At 63.9% G+C, this 20,447-nt stretch carries 11 protein-coding genes; 5 read left to right on the forward strand and 6 right to left on the reverse strand.

The window, feature by feature from the left end:
- Positions 1 to 6: 6 nt before the first annotated feature.
- The gene (locus ACILSO_RS28620; RefSeq protein WP_395740913.1) at positions 7 to 372 is read left to right on the forward strand and encodes a four-helix bundle copper-binding protein; all 366 of its coding nucleotides are present in this window, start codon (positions 7 to 9) and stop codon (positions 370 to 372) included.
- Positions 373 to 1,725: 1,353 nt separating this feature from the next.
- Entirely contained in the window at positions 1,726 to 2,217 is a 492-nt protein-coding gene (locus ACILSO_RS28625) for a cupredoxin domain-containing protein (protein WP_395740914.1), read from the forward strand.
- A gap of 652 nt (positions 2,218 to 2,869) precedes the next feature.
- Here the strand turns inward: ACILSO_RS28625 and ACILSO_RS28630 are convergent.
- The 6 genes from ACILSO_RS28630 to asnB form a co-directional block, all read right to left on the reverse strand.
- Entirely contained in the window at positions 2,870 to 5,167 is a 2,298-nt protein-coding gene (locus ACILSO_RS28630) for an ATP-binding protein (RefSeq protein WP_395740915.1), read from the reverse strand.
- Entirely contained in the window at positions 5,164 to 6,201 is a 1,038-nt protein-coding gene (locus ACILSO_RS28635; protein WP_395740916.1) for a SpoIIE family protein phosphatase, read from the reverse strand. Before ACILSO_RS28635 ends, ACILSO_RS28630 begins: the two co-directional genes overlap by 4 nt.
- Entirely contained in the window at positions 6,192 to 6,596 is a 405-nt protein-coding gene (locus ACILSO_RS28640) for an anti-sigma regulatory factor (protein WP_395740917.1), read from the reverse strand. Before ACILSO_RS28640 ends, ACILSO_RS28635 begins: the two co-directional genes overlap by 10 nt.
- 20 nt (positions 6,597 to 6,616) lie before the next feature.
- Positions 6,617 to 6,970: an STAS domain-containing protein gene (locus tag ACILSO_RS28645; RefSeq protein WP_395740918.1), complete on the reverse strand. Its 354-nt coding sequence runs from the start codon at positions 6,968 to 6,970 to the stop codon at positions 6,617 to 6,619.
- A gap of 69 nt (positions 6,971 to 7,039) precedes the next feature.
- Positions 7,040 to 7,903, reverse strand: coding sequence for an STAS domain-containing protein (locus ACILSO_RS28650; protein WP_395740919.1), 864 nt, complete (start codon positions 7,901 to 7,903; stop codon positions 7,040 to 7,042).
- 283 nt (positions 7,904 to 8,186) lie between these two features.
- Complete coding sequence (gene asnB / locus ACILSO_RS28655; RefSeq protein ID WP_395740920.1) at positions 8,187 to 10,166, reverse strand: asparagine synthase (glutamine-hydrolyzing); 1,980 nt, start codon at positions 10,164 to 10,166, stop codon at positions 8,187 to 8,189.
- A 259-nt stretch (positions 10,167 to 10,425) separates the two neighbouring features.
- Between asnB and ACILSO_RS28660 the strand changes: the two genes are divergently transcribed.
- Genes ACILSO_RS28660 through ACILSO_RS28670 form a run of 3 tightly spaced genes read left to right on the forward strand, consistent with a single transcriptional unit; the run spans position 10,426 to position 20,437 of the window.
- Complete coding sequence (locus tag ACILSO_RS28660) at positions 10,426 to 18,147, forward strand: SDR family NAD(P)-dependent oxidoreductase (RefSeq protein ID WP_395740921.1); 7,722 nt, start codon at positions 10,426 to 10,428, stop codon at positions 18,145 to 18,147.
- Positions 18,114 to 19,472 (forward strand): condensation domain-containing protein, encoded by a 1,359-nt coding sequence (locus ACILSO_RS28665; protein WP_395740922.1) that lies wholly within the window; start codon positions 18,114 to 18,116, stop codon positions 19,470 to 19,472. The genes ACILSO_RS28660 and ACILSO_RS28665 overlap by 34 nt, the downstream gene beginning before the upstream one ends.
- Positions 19,472 to 20,437, forward strand: coding sequence for a fatty acid desaturase family protein (locus ACILSO_RS28670; RefSeq protein ID WP_395740923.1), 966 nt, complete (start codon positions 19,472 to 19,474; stop codon positions 20,435 to 20,437). Before ACILSO_RS28665 ends, ACILSO_RS28670 begins: the two co-directional genes overlap by 1 nt.
- Positions 20,438 to 20,447: the final 10 nt, after the last annotated feature.

Raw genomic sequence — 20,447 nt, forward strand, 5'->3', positions numbered from 1 at the left:
ACCGCCATGATCAATCAAACCGCAGACATTGCCATGGAGCAGTGCATCAAGCACTGCCTCGACTGCCATCACCTCTGCCTGGAGACAGCCATGCACCACTGCCTTCAAACCGGCGGCAAGCACACCGACCCCGTCCACTTCCGCCTCATGCTCAACTGCGCGGAAATGTGCCAGACCAGCGCCAACTTCATGCTCAGCAGCTCAGACCTCCATCATCTCACCTGCGGCGTTTGCGCCGAGATCTGCACCCGCTGCGCAGACAGCTGCGCCGAGATCGGCGAGATGGACGCCTGCGTCCAGGCCTGCCGCACCTGCGCCGAATCCTGCCGCCGCATGTCAGCCCTGAATGCCATCACCCAGGCCGTCGTCTGAACCCGTTGTCCCACGCACGCAGCCACCGAATCCACTCGCCAAGAACCCTGGCGAATTGAAGAAAGCCAAAGATAAAAACAAGTCCTCAGCCGGTCACAGCCTCGCCCCCCAAAGGAAGCAGATCATCAGCAAGTCATAGCGTTGACTCCCGTAGCAACCAGATTCATCAGCCCGGTCAGAGCATTAGCTCCCGAAGGCATTAGAGCCACCAGCCCGGTCACAGCATTAGCTCCCGGAGGGAGCAGAGAAATTAGCCGGTGGTGAAGGGAGCGAAGCGACCGGGAACCACCGGAAAGACGCAAACCTTGCGCTCAAGATCAAGACCGCATGCCGGAGGTATGCGAGAGCCATCCTCCAACACCTCAGACCCACTAGCGGTTATCCTGCCGCCAATCACTTCGACTTCGCACACGAACAACCTAGCTGACATCTTGTTATCCCAGACTCGAACCGCATTGCCGCTCAGCGGTTCCAACACTTGGTTGACGAACTACGTACGCTTCCCAGGAGCTTTGGAGAAATCCACAGCGATAATATCAGCTCTCCACCAAGGAATCATCAAAATAGTCCAAGGCGGCCAATGATAGCTTATTGAGACTTGCGCAATAGACTGACACCTCTGCCTTGAAGGCCAACGGCCTTCCGCACCATAGCCCAGGGTTGCCGAGCCTTGGCGAGGCTACCCTGGGTCAGCCCGCACCATCTGGGAAGCAAACCCAGCGCCTTCTTTTCACACCGCGACCTCCAGCAGCGCCTGCTTCGCCATTCCGCCACGCAGTCGCTGCGTCACCGCATCACCCCCCTCACACAAACACCGACCGTGTCAGCTTATTGCGCAAGCCTCAACAAATCCCGCATGAAAGTTCATTCGAACTCACAACACCTTGGGCGAATAATTGAAAACAGGTCGGTAAAAAATGAAAGGGTTTGACATGTCAGCTCGCAGGCCCGCAATGCCCAGCGCCGTGGGCCAAAGGCCCGCAGGACTCAGCCCAGGGCGCAAGCCCTGGGTTTAAGGCACGCGGTCATCCCCCTCAAGGTCGCGCTCTGAAGGAGCGCGGGAAAGCCTGCGCAAGGACCTGCACCGGAAGGCCCCGTTTTGAATAGAGCGCAGTATAGCGCATCTTCACCGCCTTCTCGAAAGCCTTCGCCACGACCTCAACCGCAGCTTCAACATCAGCCGCGGAACATTAAAGAATCGCTCAAGATCCCGCAACCTTCATCACTTCATCATTCCAGTTCCCCATCGCTCCCCCCTGTCCAACTGCCCACACACCTCCCTAGCCTCTCCTCAGGCCACTGCCCGATGCCCCGCATGCACGCAGCCGTTTCTTTACTTCCGATCTACGGGTCATGAAACACACCACACTTATCCTTCTCGCTTTCGCCACAGCCATCTCCTTCTCTGCCGCGGAAGATAAAACCCCAGCCACCACCACCGGCGAAAAACCCAAGAGCCTCCTCAAAAAGACCGAGGACGCCACCGCCGCCGCCGGCCACGCCCTTGTCAACGGCACCAAAAAAGCCGGCCGCGCCATCAAAGACGCCGTCACCCCTGACTCCGACGCGCAGAAAGTCGAGGTCACCATCAATGACAGCGATATCTCCGTCCCCAAAAAGCTCGGTGCAGGCAAGACCGCCTTCATGGTGAAAAACACCGGCAAAGAAAAGCACAACTTCCACATCATGGGCAAAGGCGTGGACGAAAAATTCTACATGGACATCGCTGCCAATGACACCAAGGTCATGCACGTCCAGTTGAAACCCGGCACCTACCAGGTCACCTGCCCCAACAAGGAAAAGCAGGGCGGTGACTCGATGAAGCACACCCTGACCGTCGAATAAGCGTCAGGCCCGGTTTGCTCCGGCCAATGCGCTTCGGTTCAGTGCCCGCACGGGAGGTCATGGCAGGTCGCCATGACCTCCCTTTTTGTTTCCCCATACCACAACCCACCACGTTCTAGCCGTCTCACCACCCAGTCCCGCAGCCCTGCCAAACTATCCCCTCTCGAAACCTCCCAGCCTCCAGCCCCGCAAAACAAAACCATCAAAGCCCAGGCCTCCGAATCCTCAACACCCCGCCCCAACTTATACCACGATCCGTTGAAAACAGGTCTGCAGGGACGGCGTGGTGAGCAACAGCGCAGCCGCGAGCGCGGAGCGTTTTGGAACCGGAGCGTAGCGGAGGTAGACAACCGAAGGTTGCCCGAAGGGCGAACAGAGCCGCGTGTCCTCCGTAGCTCGAAGAGCGAAGGAGGAAGTCTACGCGAGGCGACCCAGGGTCTTCCCGCAACATCCGGAAAGCAAACCCATAACTTCCTTCCCCCACCGCGCTCACCAGCAGCGTCCTCCCGCCACTCCGCCGCATATCCGCGCACCGCACGCTCCACGGCGCCCGTTCACTCTCCACACCCATTCCATTCGCGTCACTCCATCGCGCACTCATCAATAGAGGTCCCGCATACCTTTCCTCGCACATACCACAAATAAAAAAGCTTCAGCGAGCACGCTCCGCCTTCATCAGGCCCCGCACCGCCTCCGTCAGCACCTGAAAATCCACCGGCTTGGTCAGGTGCGTCGCAAAACCCGCCTCCTTGGTCTGCGTCATGTCAGACTCCATTCCATACCCGCTCAGCGCGATCGCTGGCACGTCGCTGAACTGCCGGATCTCCTTCAGCAGATCCACCCCTGAGCCGTCCGGCAGTCCCAGGTCACTGATGATCACATCATACGTGCCCTCCTTCGCCAGCGTCACCGCCTCCGCGCAGCTGCTCGCCATGGTCACCTCATAGCCGCGCCGCAGCAGCAGCCGGTTCAGGCTCCACAAAGTGTCCGCGTGATCGTCGATCAGCAGCACCCGTCCCGTCGTCAGCGGCTGCTGCATCGAGCCTGCCGCACCTGCACCGGCACCCGCGTCCTCCACCTCCGTTGCAGCCGCCAGCGGCACGCGCACCAGAAGAGTGGAGCCCTGATCACGGCCGGGGCTTTGCGCCTCCACCGTGCCGCCGTGTTTGAGCACAAATGTCTTCACGATCGCCAGTCCCAGCCCCAGGCCCCCAAAGCTCGTCAAACCCTGCACGCTTCCCTGCTCAAACGCGCTGAAAATGCTCCCCAGCATCTCCGCCTCGATCCCCCGTCCGTTGTCCTTCATCGTGATCAGCAGCGTGTCCTCATTCTCCACGCTCGTCGTCACCTCGATGCTGCCTCCCGGCGGCGTGAATTTGATCGCGTTTTTCAAAATGTTCCACAGCACCTGCTGCAGCCGCGCAGGATCTCCCTCCACCACGCTTCTCTTCGCGTTCAGGTTCACCCGCAGCCGGTGGCCGCGCTGCTCCACATCCGCCCGGCAGATCTCGATCACATTTCGCACCATCGCATGCATGTCCACCGGCTCCGTGGCAAAGCTCAGGTTCCCTTTGATGATCCGGTGGAAGTCCAGCAAATCGTCGATCAGCCGCGTCTCCAGCTGGATGTTTCGCAGCACCACCGCGATGTCCTCCCGGAACACCTCCGGCAGCGCCGGGTTTTCATGCAGCCCGGAGATGATGCTCAGCACCGGGTTCAGCGGCGTCCGCAGCTCATGGCTGATCATCGCCAGAAACTTGTCCTTCGCCTCGCTCGCCGCCTTCACGCTGTCAAACAGCCGCGCATTGTCGATCGCTATCGTCGCCTGCGCGGAGATGCTCACCACGATGCGCTCGCTCCTCTCCGTAAAGATGCCCGGCTCCTCGCTGCCGAAAATCAGCACGCCCAGCATCTTCCCGTCCGCGTCCTTCAGCTCCACCGCCAGGCAGCTCCGCAGCGCATAGCGCGGCGCCAGCGCCTCGGCAAACTGCGTCATGCAGTTCCTTCCCTCCTCCAGCGCAAAGTCCGGGATGTGCACCATCCCCTTCTCCCCCAGGCCCTCGCCAAAAAAATCCGCCGCCTGCGTTTCAGGCAGCTGTTCCAGCACTTCCGCGCGCCGCCCTGCGTTCGCATACCGCTCCCATCGTGTCGTCTCCGTGCCGCACAGGTAGCAGGTGCTGATCTCCGCGCTGGTCAGTTCCGTCGTCGCGGTGATCAGTGCGTGCATCACCGCCGGCAGGTCCATCTTCGAGGCCAGCAGCAGCCCCACGCGGTGCAGCGTGTCCAGCTCATCATACAGCGCCAGCACGCCCGCGTTCGTCTCCTCCAGCTCCTTGTTCATCCGCGTCAGGTCATCCTGCCGGTGGCTGATCTCCTCCATCACCGCCAGCAGTTCCTTGTTCTGCTGCTGCACCTCGGACATCACGCTCGCCGGCTTCGCCTCCTCTTCCGGCACCATCGTGGCCGCCAGCGCCCGCAGTTCCTGCGGCGTTTTGCGCGGCAGGTTGGGCGCCAGGTTCTTGCGCAGCGTCACCCGGCTTCCCGTGGCGGAGGTGTCTATCTCCACCTCGTCCATCAGCCGCCGTGCTCCCAGGATGCCCAGCCCCAGCCCCGTCGCACTCTTGTAGTTCCCGCTCAGCACCACTCCCAGATTTCCGATGCCCGGCCCCTGGTCCTGCACGTCGATCACCAGCGTCTGCCGCCGCAGGTTGTGCCTCAGTCTGCCGCTCGTGTCCGTTTCCACGGAAAACACCGCCTTGCCTCCTCCCGCATACTGGTACGCATTCCTCACGATCTCCGAGACCGAGGTCGCTATCCGTACCTGCGTCTGCGTGTCAAATCCCAGCGTCGAAGCCAGATGCCGCGCCTGCTGCCGGCACGTCACGATGTCCGGCTCCGTCCGGATCGGCACGGTCGTCAGCAGGATGGTTTCCATGTCTTCGGTGTTCATGGCGTTGTGAATCCCAGAGTGGCCACCGTCGCATCATCCGTCGTCCGCGCATGATCTCGAAACAAAATCCCGCTCACAAGGCTCGGGTGCCGGTGAGACACGCCCGCATACCGGTCCAGCCGCCAGTGGTTTTTGATGCCGTCACTCGTCATCACCAGCAGCGCTCCCGGCTCCCACGCGTAGCTGAATTCCTGAATGCGCGAGCGCACCGCCCCCAGCGTCCCGTTCATGGACACCAGGTGCGTGCTCTCCGCCCTTCCCGGCGGTAAAATGTATCCCGCGATGTTTCCCACCCCCGCGTAGCGCACCCTGCCCTGCGCCGCGTCCACATCCGCCACGGCCACCGCCGCGCCGCGTGTCGCCTTCAGCGCGTCATGGATCTTCTCCAGCAGCATCGTCAGCTCCTCCTGCGGTTCCTTCATGAAGACCTGCACCGCTGCCTGGGAGGCTTCCGCCGCACTCGGCCCATGGCCCAGTCCGTCCGCCACCAGCACCCGCACGCGCCCGTTTCCCAGGTCCACCTGCGCTGCCGAGTCCCCGCAGATGTCCTCTCCTTTCACCGGCACATTCACCAGGCCAAACAGATGCTTCGCCCGCTGCGGCACCGGATGGCACGTCACAATGCACAGCAGCGCCGTGCCCACCCCAGGCTGGGAGTGCACTTCAAAAAATTCCGAGGCCCGCTTCACCACCCCGAGCCCGATGCCCGCCGTCCCTGCCGTGGAGTAGCCATCCCTCAGGCATTCGTTGAAATTCGCGTTCCCCGGCCCGCGGTCCAGGCTCAGCACCTCCACCGCCTCCGTCCCGCGCCCCTCCGCCAGCCGCAAGACCAGGCAGCCTCCGTGCGTGGTATGAAGCACCAGGTTCCCCGCCAGTTCCGTGATCGCCAGCGCCAGCTGCCCCTGCAGCTCCTTGCTGCATCCGGCCTGCTCCGCCCAGATCACCGACTGCCGGCGCGCTTCGCCCGCCTGGGATCTCTCGACCACGGAAAAATACGCGGAACGCCGCATCGTTGCCGGATAGATCAGCGCCATTTGGTGGTGGTGATTCGCGTACCCTCTCCCACGACAGAGTGGATGTCAAAGTCGCTCACCAGGCGCTTCGCTCCGCCCAGTCCCAGGCCCATGCCTTTCCCGCTCGTAAAGCCGTCCCTCAGAGCCTGCTCCACGTCCGGTATGCCCGGCCCGCGGTCTTCAAACACCACCCGCAGCCCCGTGCGCACGCCCTCCTGCAGCTGCTCCAGCCGCACCTCCCCGCCTCCGCCATAGATGAGAAGATTGCGCGCCAGCTCGCTCGCCGCCGTCACCATCTTCGTCTGCTCCACCAGGGAAAACTTCAGCTCCACCGCCCACTTGCGCACGTTTTGCCGCACGTAGACGATGTCGTTCTCCGTCGTCACTGGCTGCACTTCGCTTTTTAAAATGGGCATGGCTGGTCGGTGGGCTGGGTTCAGTCTCGTTGCAGCAGTTCCATGCCTTTGGCCACATTCAGCGCGGTCAGAATGCCCGGCAGCGACAGCCCCAGCTCCACCAGCGTTATCGCCACCGCCGGCTGCATGCCCACCACCACCGTCTTCGCATCCAGCACCCGGGACATCGAGGAGATGTTCCCCAGCACGCGGCCGATAAATGAGTCCACCATCTCCAGGCTTGAAATGTCGATCAGCACTCCCCGTGCTCCCGTTTCGCTGATCTTCGTCGTCAGGTCATCCTGCAGCTGCAGCGCCAGACGGTCATGCATGTCCACCTGGATCGTCACCAGCAAAAAGTTGCTCATGTGCAAAATAGGAATGCGGTCCTGCATCGGCGGTTCTCCTTGTTTGAGTGAGTGGGATTAAAATTTCAAAATCTGCGGCGTGCTTCTCCCGTCGTTTCAGGCCTTTGCTCCGCCCTCCTTCACCACCCGGTGCCCCGTGCGCAGCAGCGCCGACTTCAGCGCCTCCGCCATCGTCGCCTTCGTTGTCACCGCGCTCAGGTCGATCGCCAGGTGCACCATCGTCTGCGCGATCTGCGGCCGGATGCCGCTGATGATGCAGTCCGCACCCATCAGCCGCGCCGCCGCCACCGTCTTCAGCAGGTGCTGCGCCACCAGCGTGTCCACCGTCGGCACCCCCGTGATGTCGATGATCGCTATCTCCGATCCCGTCTCCACGATCCTCTGCAGCAGCGACTCCATCACCACGCTCGTGCGTGCGCTGTCCAGCGTGCCGATCAGCGGCAGCGCCACAATGCCGTCCCACATCTTCACCACCGGCGTGGAGAGCTCCAGCAGCTCCTCCTGTTGCCGCCGGATCACCTCTTCACGCGAGGCCTGGTACACCTCCGTGGTATAAAGTCCCAGCTTGTCCAGCAACGATGAAATGCCCATCGACTCGTCGATCACCGCCTCCGGCTCGCCTTTCAGGTTTGTACGCACTTGCAGCAGCAGCGGTTCCTTCAGCGAGAAGATGAACGTTGCCGTCTCCGAAGGCGAAAAGCCCATCCGCTCACGCTGCCGCGTCAGGTCCCCCAGCAGTTCCAGCGTCGGCGCCCAGGCCGCCGTCTTGATGTCAGCAGACTCTCCGCTCTGCACACTGCGCTGCAGCTGGTCCAGAAAACTCTCCGACTGCTTGCGCAACTCTCCGTCTTTGATCAGGTCCGCCCGCGCTCCGCTGCTCGCCAGCTGCTGCCTGAGCCACTCCTCCAGGATCTGGGGCTTGGATTTCTTCAGGAGTTCAGGAAGGCGTGTGGTGCTCATAATCAAAAAGGTGAAGTGAAACGAACGGTTTCCCCCAGTAAAAAGAGATCGGCACTCTTTGTAAAGAATGCTTTTGTATGTCACTCCTCACCCTGATGCCGGCAAAACCCCTTTGCCCTTTCACATTCAGCCTCCGACATCCTCAAAAATGAGGACGCCAGTACCCTAAAATCATCCAGCCCTGCGCAAGATCTTGCGTGAAGCCGCAAATGCTTCAGTCCGCACACCTGTCTATCACATTTCTCCACCAGTCTCTTCTTTGGTGGTTTCCCTGATGCCACGTTCAGGCTGCCATCAGCAGCGCATCCGGCCTCACCACCTCAGTCGGCAGTTCTGCAAGCGCTCCCTCGATAAACGTATGATGCCACAACTGCGTGGCCACCACCGCCGCCAGCCCCATCTCTACGGAAAGCCGCGGCACCGAACCCGGCCGCATTTCACGGAAGGCCTTGCGCCAGTGCCACACGGCATCCGCATCAAAGTAGCCCGTGCGCCGCAGCGACTCCTCGCTCAGCAGCTCCCGCACAAACTGCGGCTCCGGATCCAGGTGAAAGCTGTCCAGCGGCGCGCGGAAGATCACCTTGCGCCGGTTGTAAATCTCCGGCGGCAGCCAGCGCTCCGCCAGCAGCCGCAGCAGGTGCTTGTCGCGGAAGCCCTTCAGCTTCCAGCGCGGGTCCAGCCTGGAGGTGAAGTTGAAGACCTCCTCATCCAGGAAAGGATAGCGCACCTCCACGGAGGAGTTCATCGCCACTCGGTCCCCCTTCGCCTGCAGCAGATGCCCTGCCAGCGTCACCCGCGCCCCCACCCACAGGCTGCGGTTGATGGGAGACCACTTCTTGGCGCGCTCCACATTCATCCCCAGCTCAGACCACGGCCGCGCATCTCCCACCGCCTGCTGCATCTTGTTGGAGTAAAAGCGCAGCTTGGACAGGCCCAGCACGCCATAGGAGTCGATCCACGCATTCGGCCCGCCCACGGTGTCCTCCACCCGCTGCCGAAACTCCGCCGGATACTGCGGCACCTTGTTCAGCCGCAGGTACGCGCGTCGTGCCATGTCGCTCAGCCTCACGCCCGGCAGCGCGTCCATGAGGCCAAAAATCTTCGCCACCTTGTACCACGGGTAGCCCGCCAGCCACTCGTCAGCGCCCTCCCCCGTCAGCACCACCTTCTGCCCGCAGGAGTGAACCTTCCGCGCCAGCATCATCAGCGCCGCGCAGGAGGTGTCTATCACCGGCGCCTCCGCCGCATGGATCAGCTCCGGGTAGCTTGCCAGCGCATCGTCTGCGCGAAATTCCTGCACGATCGGCGGCTTCGTGCCGATGTGTTTCGCGGACACATTCGCCGCGCTCAGTTCATCCAGCGCGGGATCGTCCACGCGGATCGTGTACGTGTTGATCGCCGGTCCCTTCAGCTTCGTGGCCATGGCCACGATCATGCTGGAGTCCAGTCCGCCCGAAAGATAAGCCCCCACCGGCACATCCGCGCGCAGGCGCTTTTCCACCGCCTGCAGCATCAGGCGCTCAAATTCGTCCACCAGCTTCGTCGCATCGCGCTCCGGGTTCTCCTGGCCCGCGTCCGGAAAATCCATCTCCCAGTACGGCCGCACCCGGATCTCCGCATCACGCCCCGGTGTCACCTGCAGAAAGTTCCCCGGCGGCAGCATCTGGATGCCCTCAAAGCACGTCACCGGCCCCGGCATGGCTGCAAAGGTGAAGATGTGGTCGATCCCCCGCAGGTCCGGCTTCGCCTTCACCATACCAGAAGCTAACAGTCCTTTGATCTCGGAGGCAAACAGCAGCCAGTCCCCCTGCCGCGTCCAGTACAGCGGGCTGATGCCAAAACGGTCCCGCCCCAGGTTCAGCTGCCGCCGCTTCATGTCATAAACGGCGATCGCAAACTGACCGCGCAGTTTCTCCCACATGCCCTCCGCGTGGTCCTCCCACATGTGCGGGATGATCTCCGTGTCGCAGTGCGTGTGCAGCTGATGCCCGCGCGCCGCCAGCTTCACCCGCTGCTCCTGATGGTCAAACAGCTCCCCGTTGAAAACCACGTGCGCGCTCTGGTCTTCATTCGTCATCGGCTGCTGCCCGTCCGCCAGGCCCACAATGCTCAGCCTTCGCGATGCCATGGCCACTCCTGGCCGGATGAAAAAGCCTTCTTCATCAGGGCCACGATGATGCAGCGCACGCGACATGCGCTGAATGACGCCTTCCGGTACGGGCCGCTGCCCTTTGAGATCCAATGCTCCTGCGATGCCACACATGCCCTCATTACGGATTCCACCTCGCGCGCGGCCTCAAGAAATCTTCCGTCCTGACCTGCAGACCCGGTTTTCTCCTGAATTGCCTGTTAAGGTTATCAGAGAAACCACCACCCCCTTATGGAAATAGATGAACATCAGGGCGCCTGATGGCCGCATGAGGCAAAAACCTCACTTTTTTTGCCCAATCGTCAGTCCGTGAAGGCCAAGCCCCTGGGCAGTTCCGAATAGGCCGCTGAGCACAGCTTAACACACTTAATATATGGATACATCCCCAAACGAAGGAATCGCAATCATCGGCATGGGCTGCCGTTTTCCCGGCGGCGCAAATGATGCGGAGTCATTTTGGAAAATTCTCATCGATGGCCGCGATGCCGTGTCTGATGTGCCTGCCGACCGCTGGAACGTCGAGCGCTTCTACGACGCCGAGTCCGGCATCCTGGGGAAGTCCATCGCCAAGCGCGGCGGCTTTGTGGATGGCATTGACCAGTTCGATCCTCAGTTCTTCGGCATCTCCCCGCGCGAGGCCCCGTATGTGGATCCTCAGCAGCGTCTTCTCCTTGAGACCGCCTGGGAGGCCATTGAAGACGCAGGCCTCGTTTTGAATCTGGAGAAGGGCACCGACATCGGCGTCTTCGTCGGCATTTCGCACAATGACTACCAGGGCCTGCAGCACACCTCCACGGACCGCTCCGGCATCAGCCCCCACACGCCCACCGGCACCGCCCACAGCATCGCCGCCAACCGCATCTCCTACTGCCTCAATCTCCACGGCCCCAGCATCGCCGTGGACACCGCCTGCTCCTCCGCGCTCACCGCTGTGCACATGGCCTGCGAGCACATCCTCTCCGGCCGCTGCAAAACAGCCATGGCCGGTGGTGTCACCGTCATGATCAATCCGGACGGCTTCATCGGCTTCTCCCAGGCCGGCATGCTGTCTCCTGATGGGAAATGCCAGGCCTTTGACGCCGGAGCCAATGGCTTCGTCCGCGGTGAAGGCGCCGGCATGGTCCTCCTCAAGCGCCTTTCGGACGCGATCGCAGACGGCGATCCCATCCAGGGCGTCATCATCGGCACCGCCGTCAATCAGGACGGCCACACCAACGGCATCTCCCTGCCCAGCGGCGAGGCCCAGGCCCGCCTTGTGTGCGATGCCTGCGACAACGCCCAGATCGATCCCTGGGACATCGGCTACGTCGAGGCCCACGGCACCGGCACCGCAGTCGGAGATCCCATCGAGGCCATCGCCCTTGCGGATGCGCTCTGTGCCGACCGCACCGAGGAAAACGCCCTCGTCATCGGCTCCTGCAAAACGAACCTCGGCCACCTCGAGACGGCCGCAGGCATCGCCGGACTCATGAAAGGCGCCCTCGTGCTCAAGCACGGCCAGGTGCCCCCGAGCATTCACTACAAGACTCCCAGCCCGCACATTGACTTTGAGGGCTTGAAGCTCCGCGTGCCCACCGCCACCGAACCTCTCGCCGGTAAAACCGGTGAGCGCATGGTCGGTGTGAACTCCTTCGGCTTCGGCGGCGCCAATGCGCACGTCATTCTCAAGGAGCCGCCGCCACCGCCGCAGCGCGCCATCCTGAGCGCCGCCACGGACCGCTCCTGGCCGCTCGTGCTCTCCGCCCGTTCGGAAGCCTCCCTGCGTGCCAATGCCTGGCGTCTCAGCACCTGGCTGGACGACCATTCCAATCTCAATGGCAGTTCACCGCTGCTGCCGGACCTCACCTACATGCTCGGTGCCCGGCGCAATCACCACTCCTACCGCCTCACGCTCAATGCGCGCACCATGGCGGAGGCCATCCAGGAGCTGCATGCCTTCTCCTCCGGCCAGGCCGGGCCGAAGATCCGCACCGCCTTCACTCCGCGCCCGGAGCATCCGCCGCGCGTCGTGTACGTCATGAGCGGCCAGGGGCCGCAGTGGTGGGGCATGGGCCGCGAGCTCATGCAGCACGAGCCCGTCTTCCGTCAGATGATCGAGGCCTGTGACGCCGCCATGAAGCCCTGGGCGCGTTTCTCGCTCCTTGCCGAGCTCGCCCGCTCGGAAGCGGAATCCCAGATGGAGCGCACCGAGATCTCGCAGGCCGCCATCTTCGCCATGCAGATGGGTCTTGCCGCGCTCTGGCAGTCCTGGGGCGTCAAGCCCTCCGCCGTCATCGGCCACAGCGTGGGAGAAGTCGCCGCCGCTTGCGTGGCCGGCATCCTCACACTCAAGGAGGCCGCCAAGGTCATCGTCTTCCGCGGTCGTTTCATGGACGACTGCGCCTCGCAGGACGGCACCATGCTCGCCGTCGGCATGGCTCCGGATGAAGCCCGTGCCGCCATTGCGCGCCATGGCCGCTCCGTCAGCATCGCCGCCTTCAATGGCCCGCGTTCGCTCACGCTTTCCGGTCCGCGCGTGGAATTGCAGGCCATTGCTTCCGAACTCGAGTCGCAGGGCGTCTTCGCCCGCTTCCTCAAGGTCAGCCATCCTTTCCATCATGCCTTCATGCAGCCGGCGGCAGATTCGCTCAAGGCCGTGCTTGGAGACCTGCAGCCCCAGCCTGCCACCATTCCTTTCTTCAGCACCGTCACCGGCACGCAGTTGAAGGGAGAGCTCTGCACCGCAGACCACTGGTCTCATGGCGTGCGCCAGCCGGTGGAGTTTGCCGCCGCGGTCTCCGCCGTGGCCGCCTTCGGCGCGGATGTCTGGCTGGAGCTCGGCGCTCATCCCGCCCTCGTGCGCTCCATTCAGGAGTGCCTTGCCGACCAGCCTGCAAAACAGTCCGTCGTCGCCTCCGTGCGCCGTGAGCGCGAGCACGACTCGATCCTGGACACCGCCATGGATCTCCACCTCGCCGGCGTCGCGCTCGAGTTCACCGGCATGACGATCTCCCGCCGCATCCTCACCCTGCCCACCTACGCCTGGGACAAGAGCCGCTGGTGGCATGAAGCCCCCGAACTCCGCGAAGGCCGCCTCGCCTCCGGCGGGCGTGGTCTGCTGGATGTGCGCACCGTCCGCGCCAATCCCACCTGGATCACACGCCTCGACAACCGCCACATGGCCTTCCTCAAGGACCATCGTGTGGAAAACATGGTCATCTTCCCTGCCGCAGGCTTTGTGGAGATGATCATGGAGGCGGGCGTCCAGCTTTTCGAAGGCAGGCCCTTCGCCGTGGAGGATTTTGAAATCCGCAAGCCGCTCATCGTGCCGGATCCCCCCTCAGGTCTCCTGATGGAACTGTCCTATGACCCCAACGAGCGCAGCTTTGTCATCCAGAGCCGTTTTGACAATGCCGCCTCCTGGTCCGTCCACGTCGTCGGCTTCATGCGCAGCGAGCGCACCGAGTCCGCCTTCGCTGCCACAACATGCCACGCCGTGCCAGGATCTGCTCTGCCAAAGGTGGAAGTCTCCTCCTTCTACGAACACATGAGCGACATGGGCCTGCGCTACGGCCAGGAATTCCGCCCCATCCGCGAGCTGAATGCCGGCGGGGGCACCTCCACCGGCCGCGTTTCCCTCTCCGAGGCCATCGCCAGTCGTTCGCCCGACTACCCGCTGCACCCCGTGCTTTTTGACGGCGCGCTGCAGGTCTTCTCCGCCGGTGCCGCCACCGTGGAGGGCCGCACTGCAGGCATGCGCCTGCCCGTGCGCTTCGCCCGCATTCTCTTCCTCCGCTCCCCCGGCGCCTCCACCTTCGTGCGTGGCGGTGTCAAGGTGGCCAATGACGAGCTCGTGGAAGGAGACATCGAACTCTACGACGACTCCGGCAGGCCCTGCGTCCGCATCGATGGCTTCCGCGCCATCAGCGTGGAAGGCGCACGCCGCGCCAGCAAGACCGGCAAAGGCCGCGATCTGGTCTACAGCGTGGCATGGGAGCGCACCCCGGCGCAGACCAAGCCCTCGCCGCTGGCCCCCGTGCCGCTCAGCCGCCTCCATGCCGCAGCCCAGCGCGCGCTCGATGCCGCCCTGGACATGCGCGGCCGCGAAAACCTGCAAAACGCCAGCGCCGCCGTGGATGAACTCACCGCCGCCCACGTGGCCGCCGCCCTGCGCGACATGGGTGCGGACGATGTCTTCACTGCGAAGTCCCTCGGCGTCGCCGAACCCATGCGCCCGGCCTTTCACCAGCTTCTCGCGGACTTGGTTCAGCGTGATCTTGTGACGAGAAAGGACGACGGCTACCTGCCCACTCCCGCCTTCATCGCCGCCGCCGACTCCAGCGAGAAGCTGTTCCGCACCACCCTGGACGAGCACCCCGGTCATCTGCCGGACGTGCTGCTCAGCGAAGTCGCCAGCGCCGAGCTCGGCCCCATTCTCCGCGGGGAGAAGGATGCCGTGCAGGTGCTCTTCACCGGTGCCAATTCGGATCTGCTGGACCAGTTCTACGGAGACGGCCTCTTCTCCAGCACCTGGCTGGCCGCCATCGCCAGCGCTGTGACCGAAGCCGCACGCCAGCTTCCGGAAGGACGCGGTCTGCGCATTTTGGAAATCGGGGCCGGCACCGGCGGTCTCGCCGCGCAGCTTCTTCCGCTGCTGGAGCGCCAGGCACACACCTACGTCTTCAGCGATGTCTCCGCCGGCTTCTTCCCTCATGCCAAGCAGAAGCTCGCCGCCTTCCCCGAAGTCGAGTACAAGATCTTCGACCTCGAAAAATCCGGCGCGGAGCAGGATCTCGAACCCGGCTCGTTTGACCTCATCCTCGGTTCCAATGTCGTGCACGCCGTGAGCGATGTGCGCAGCGCCCTGCGGAATGTTCACGAACTGCTCAGCCCCGGCGGCAGCCTCCTGTTTGTGGAGGTGGCCACGCCGCACCTGTGGCTGAACGCCGTCTTCGGCCTCACCAGCGGCTGGTGGCGCTTCACGGACCGCGACCTGCGTCCGCACCATCCTCTGCTCCTGCGTCCGCAGTGGGAAAGCCTGCTGCAGGAGGCGGGCTTCAGCGAGACGGCCTCCCTCCCCGGCCTGCTGCGCAAAGGCGGCGGTGAAAGCCTTATCGGCATCCTCGCCCGCAAGGAATGGATCGCACCCAAGATCTCCGAGCCGCTGGCGCTCGATGCTCCCGCGGAAAAATCCTGGCTCGTCTTCGCCGACCGCTCCGGTCTGGGCGATCAGCTTGCCGGAGAATTGGAGAAACAAGGCGCACGCTGCCGCATCGCGTATCGCGGCAGCTCCTTTGACACGGACTCCACCGATGTCTTCATGGTCCGCGCCGAAGCACCGGAAGACTGGAAGCGCCTGCTGGAGGAATGCAGCGAGCAGCCTCCTGAGCGCTTCGTCTACCTCTGGAGCCTCGACGATACCGAGCCCGGCACGGATGAAGGCGCCGCCATGCTCGGCACGGACGGCCTCTTCCACCTGGCCAAGGCCCTGGAGGAATGGAACCCCGCGGTGAAACGCCACATTGATCTGGTGACACGCGCCGCCCAGGCCGTCGGCTCCCAGACCGAGTCTGTCACCGTGGCGCAGTCCGCCGTCATCGGCCTCATGCGCGTGGTGGCCAATGAGCACCCGCAGTTCATCTGCCGCAGCATCGATCTGCCGGATGCGGAGACCATGGCAGACCTTGGCATGATCTGGCATGAACTGCTGCAGAAAGACCCGGAACGCGAAGTCGCCTTCCGCGGAGACGGCCGCTACGTGCGCCGCGTCAGCCGCGGGCTCTCCTCCCGTGAGGAACTGCTCTCCCCGGACGTGCCGCTGCGCATCGAGTCCCGCGAGCGCGGCCTGCTGGACTCCCTGCGCCTCAGCCCCTTCAAGCTCCCCGCCTGCGGCGATGGCGAGGTCTTGATCGAGGTCAAGGCCGCCGGCATGAACTTCCGCGACGTGCTCAAGGCCCTCGCGCTCTATCCTGCCGAAACGGCGGACGCGCGCATCTTTGGCGATGAAGTGGCCGGCATCGTCCGCGCCGTAGGTCGCGACGTCACTCATGTGAAGCCCGGAGACTCGGTGTTCGGTCTGGCCGTGTTTGGCCTGGCCACCCATTCCCTGGCTCGCGGTGGCGATGTGCGGGTCATGCCCGCCGGTCTGTCCTATGAAGCCGCCGCCACTCTGCCCGTGGTCTTCATGACCTCCTGGCACGCGCTGCACACCGTCGCGCACCTCAGCGAAGGAGAGCGCATCCTGGTGCATGCAGGCGCTGGCGGCGTCGGCATGGCCGCCATCCAGATCGCCCATCATCTCGGCGCGGAGGTCATCGCCTCCGCCGGCAGCCCCGGCAAACGGGCGCTGCTCAAGACCCTCGGCGTGCGCCACGTCATCGACTCACGGCGCGCGGACTTCACCGAGGCCGTCATGGAGATCACCGGTGGCAAAGGCGTGGACGTGGTGCTGAACTCCCTCGCCGCGGAGGCCATTCCCATGGGCCTCGCCTGCCTGGCGCAGTTCGGCCGCTTCATCGAGATTGGCAAACGGGACATCTACCAGAACTCCCGCATCCCTCTCTGGCCGCTGCGCAAGAACGCCTCCTTCCATGTGGTGGCCATGGACGCCATCTTCAGCGGAGATGAAGCAGGCACGAGCAAGATCTTGAAGACCGTGGCAACGCTGGTCGATCAAGGCGCGCTTCACGCCCTGCCCTTCCGCTCCTTCCCAGCCTGCCGCATTGATGCCGCCTTCCGCCTCATGGCTCAGGGCAGGCACACCGGCAAGGTCATCGTCTCCTTCCCCACCCCCTTCGTGCCCCGCCGTGGCGAGCCGCTGGTGTCTGGCTTCGAAGTGAAGACGGACGGTGCCTACCTGATCACCGGCGCCTTTGGTGGCTTCGGCAAAGTCCTGGCCACCTGGCTGGCCGACTGCGGCGCACGCCATCTCGTGCTCACCAGCCGCAAAGGCGCCAGCACGCCCGAGGCTGCCGCCTTTGTGAAGGACCTGGAGGCACGTGGAGTGGAAGTCCAGGTGGTGGCGGCCGATGTCGGCTCCGCCGCGGATGTGAAACGCCTCTTCAAGGACATCAAGGAGTCCGGACAGAAGCTGCATGGCGTCTTCCATCTGGCGATGGTGATCGATGACGCGCCCATGGCATCACTCAACCGCGAGCGCATGCACAGCGTCATGGCGCCAAAGGCCTACGGGGCCTGGCTGCTGCATGAGGCCACGGCCGAGCTGCCGCTGGACTGCTTCGTCATGTTCTCCTCGGTCTCCAGCATCTTTGGCAATCCGGCGCAGGCCAACTACGCCGCCGCCAATGCCTTCCAGGACGCGCTGGCGCATCATCGTCAGGCCCTCGGCCTGCCTGCGCTGGTCGTGAACTGGGGCGCCCTGGGTGGCGAAGGCTACGTGGCGCGCAATGAACGCGTCGCCGAGTTCCTCGCCCGTCAGGGCACCACGGCGCTCTCTCCCCGCGAAGTCGTCGGCCTGCTGGAGACCTTCCTCGCGGCCGGTGTCACGCAGGCGATGGCGCTGCGCGTGGACTGGGCCAAGTGGCGGCAGTCCTTCCGCAGCAGCCAGGAAAGCCCGCTCCTGGAGCGCGTCTTTGCCGCAGGGGTGGAAGGCACCGAAACCACCGGTGGCAAGAGCGACTGGCGCCGCAAAATCGAGTCCGCCGCTCCCGAGGAGCGCACCGGCATCGTCGGCCAGGCCGTGCGGGATGTGGTCGGAGGTGTCTTGAGGGTGAAACCCGAAACGCTGCGCGATGACCAGCCGCTGACGGATCTGGGCCTCGACTCGCTGATGGCCGTGGAGATCGAAAACTCGATCGAAAGCGCCATCGGCGTGGCCCTGCCGCCCGCGAGCCTCATGCGGGCGCGAACCATCGGCCAGATCGTCACCTTGATCGCCGAGCACGTGGGAGGCACCGCCGCAGCACCGGCGGCACCGGCACCTGTGCCGCAGGCGGAACCCGCCTCGGCGGAGGAAGTGGACCTGGAGGCTCTCTCTGATGAAGAGATCGACCGCCTCCTGGAAGACGAGTCCGCCCATGAAGACCTCGCAGCAAACTGGAACACCGACACTGAAATCATCCCATGTCACAAGTCCAAGATACTCGAACGCGCCTGAAGCAATGGCTGGAGAGCGGGGAGGCCCGCCTCCAGCCGCTGACACTCCCCCAGCGTGAGCTGTGGGAGGCGGCACCGGTGCCCGCTGGCGATCCCTCCAACCACATCTGCGCCTTCATCAATGTCCGCGGCCCCATCTCCCAGCAGGGGTGCGAGGCGGCGGTGCAGAAGGTGGCGGACCGCCAGGAGGCGTTTCGGATCTCCTTTCTGCCCGGCAAGGAGCAGCCGGTGCAGTTGATCCGCCGCAGCAGCCGGCAGGTGCTGCACTTTCAGGAACTGACGGACAAGCAGCAGCATCCGGAAGCACTGGAGGAACTGGCGCAGCCGGTCTTCCGCACACCGTTTGACATGGTGGGCGGGCCGCTCGTCCGCTCCGTGGTCTTCCGCCGCTCGGCGGAGGATCATGTGCTGGTCGTGGCCATCCACCACGCCATCGCCGATGGCTGGACCCTGGGCGTCTTTGTGCAGGACCTGTTTGCAGCGTATCTGCTCGGGCTGAAGGGCGGCACGGCGCTGCCGCCGGTGCCCCTGTCCTATGCGGACTGGGGCGCGCAGGAGCGTGCCTTCTGGCAGCCCGCCCTTCTGGCAGAACGTGGTATGTTTTGGAAAAAGGCGCTGGAGGGAATCACGCCGCTGTGGCAGTCCCCCGCCGGACTCACGGACGCTTCACGCACGCGGCTGCGCTGGGTTTCCTCCGTGCCTGCCCCGCTCGTGCGCACCGTGCGGGAGATCGCCAGGCGCAACGGCGCCACGCTCTTCAGCACCATGCTGGCGGCGTTTCAGGTGACACTGTCCAAATGGACCGGCAAGGAGGACATCCTGGTGGGAACTCCGGTGGCAAACCGTGGCAAGCCCGCCGTGCGCGAGTCCATGGGCTACTGCGCCGGCATCGTGCCGCTGCGCGGGCGCATCGATCCCGACCGCACCTTTGCCGAACGCGTGCGCACGGTGCATGAGAGCACGGTGGACGCCTTTGCCAATGCCATGCCCTTTGCGGAGCTGGTGAAGGCGCTCGGAGTTCCGGTGACTCCGGGCTGCAATCCGGTGTTTCAGGTGCGTTTTGCGCTGCAAAACCACCCGGTGCCGGATATTTCCGTGAACGGCATGTCCCTGCAGCTGCGCATGCGCTCCACGGGCACCTGCCGCTTTGACGTGGCCTGCGAGCTCACCGAGGAGGGCGAATCTCTGGAGGTGGTGTGGCTCTACCGGCCCGACCTCTTCACCGCGGAGGACATCCAGGCCCTGCACCGCCTGTATCTTGGCCTGCTCATGAGCGTGTGCAACACGCCTGAGATTCTGACCGCAGCCCTCATGACCACCCTGTGATGAGCACCCTGCCCAAGAGCGCCAGCCAGATGGAACCGCACGAGCCGCACTGGATCAGCCGTTCGGCCTTCCAGATCGTGGTCATCCTGTTTTTCATGACGGAGGGCGTGATGATATGGCTGCTGCAGCGTCATGCCTCTCCATGGCTCCTGATTCCATGCGTGCTGGTGGCCGCGCACCTGATGCATGGCGCGGCGGTGGGTTTTCATGAGGCGACTCATGGCCTGCTGCGCAAGAACCGGAAGCTGAACGAATTTGACGGCGTGCTGCTGGGAACCATGAGCTTTTTGAGCTTCAGCCTGTACCGTGCCGCGCACCAGCTGCACCATATGCACCTGGCTTCCGAACGTGACGAGGAGCTGTGGCCGTTTGTGCATCCGGACGTGCCGCGGTGGAAGCGCATTCTGGCGGCGGTGGTGGAGCTGACGTTTGGGCTGGGCTTCCTGCCGTTTTTGTTCATGCGCATCTTCCTGCGCAAAGGCTCGCCCATTCGCAGCAAGAAGGTGCGTCTGCGCATCTGGAAGGAGCTGGCGCTGATCGTGGTGGTGTGGACGGCAATTTTGAGCGCCACGGCGCATTGGGACGCATGGCGCTACCTTTTGTGGCTCTATGCCGCGCCGGCGTGGCTGGCGGCCAACCTGCAAAGCTGGCGCAAATACATCGAGCACGTGGGCCTCGAAGGCAGCACGGTGAACGGTTCCACGCGCAGCATCGTGGCACGCGGCTGGGCGGGCAGGCTCGTCTCCTTCACCCTGCTGCATGAGCCGTTTCACGGGCTGCACCATCTGCATGCGGGACTCCCGCATGCCCACCTGCCGCCGCTGGCGGCGGACCTGGAGCCGAAGGCGGAGGGAGAGCGCCCCCCCTTCCCCAGCTACTCACACGCCCTGGTGCACCTGGCTCGCAGCCTCGCGGATCCGCGTGTGGGTGCGCAATGGCGCCGCGCGCAGCATGCAGGCTCCTGATTTTTCCACT

This window comes from Prosthecobacter sp., assembly GCF_044226605.1.
Taxonomy (GTDB): domain Bacteria; phylum Verrucomicrobiota; class Verrucomicrobiia; order Verrucomicrobiales; family Verrucomicrobiaceae; genus Prosthecobacter.

Bases quoted from the DNA above. Each gene is read 5' to 3' on its own strand.
- ACILSO_RS28630 (WP_395740915.1), bottom strand. From the start codon at position 5,167: ATGAACACCGAAGACATGGAAACCATCCTGCTGACGACCGTGCCGATC.
- ACILSO_RS28660 (WP_395740921.1), top strand. From the start codon at position 10,426: ATGGATACATCCCCAAACGAAGGAATCGCAATCATCGGCATGGGCTGC.
- ACILSO_RS28625 (WP_395740914.1), top strand. From the start codon at position 1,726: ATGAAACACACCACACTTATCCTTCTCGCTTTCGCCACAGCCATCTCC.
- ACILSO_RS28670 (WP_395740923.1), top strand. From the start codon at position 19,472: ATGAGCACCCTGCCCAAGAGCGCCAGCCAGATGGAACCGCACGAGCCG.
- ACILSO_RS28650 (WP_395740919.1), bottom strand. From the start codon at position 7,903: ATGAGCACCACACGCCTTCCTGAACTCCTGAAGAAATCCAAGCCCCAG.
- ACILSO_RS28640 (WP_395740917.1), bottom strand. From the start codon at position 6,596: ATGCCCATTTTAAAAAGCGAAGTGCAGCCAGTGACGACGGAGAACGAC.
- ACILSO_RS28665 (WP_395740922.1), top strand. From the start codon at position 18,114: ATGTCACAAGTCCAAGATACTCGAACGCGCCTGAAGCAATGGCTGGAG.
- ACILSO_RS28645 (WP_395740918.1), bottom strand. From the start codon at position 6,970: ATGCAGGACCGCATTCCTATTTTGCACATGAGCAACTTTTTGCTGGTG.
- ACILSO_RS28635 (WP_395740916.1), bottom strand. From the start codon at position 6,201: ATGGCGCTGATCTATCCGGCAACGATGCGGCGTTCCGCGTATTTTTCC.
- ACILSO_RS28620 (WP_395740913.1), top strand. From the start codon at position 7: ATGATCAATCAAACCGCAGACATTGCCATGGAGCAGTGCATCAAGCAC.
- asnB (WP_395740920.1), bottom strand. From the start codon at position 10,166: ATGTGTGGCATCGCAGGAGCATTGGATCTCAAAGGGCAGCGGCCCGTA.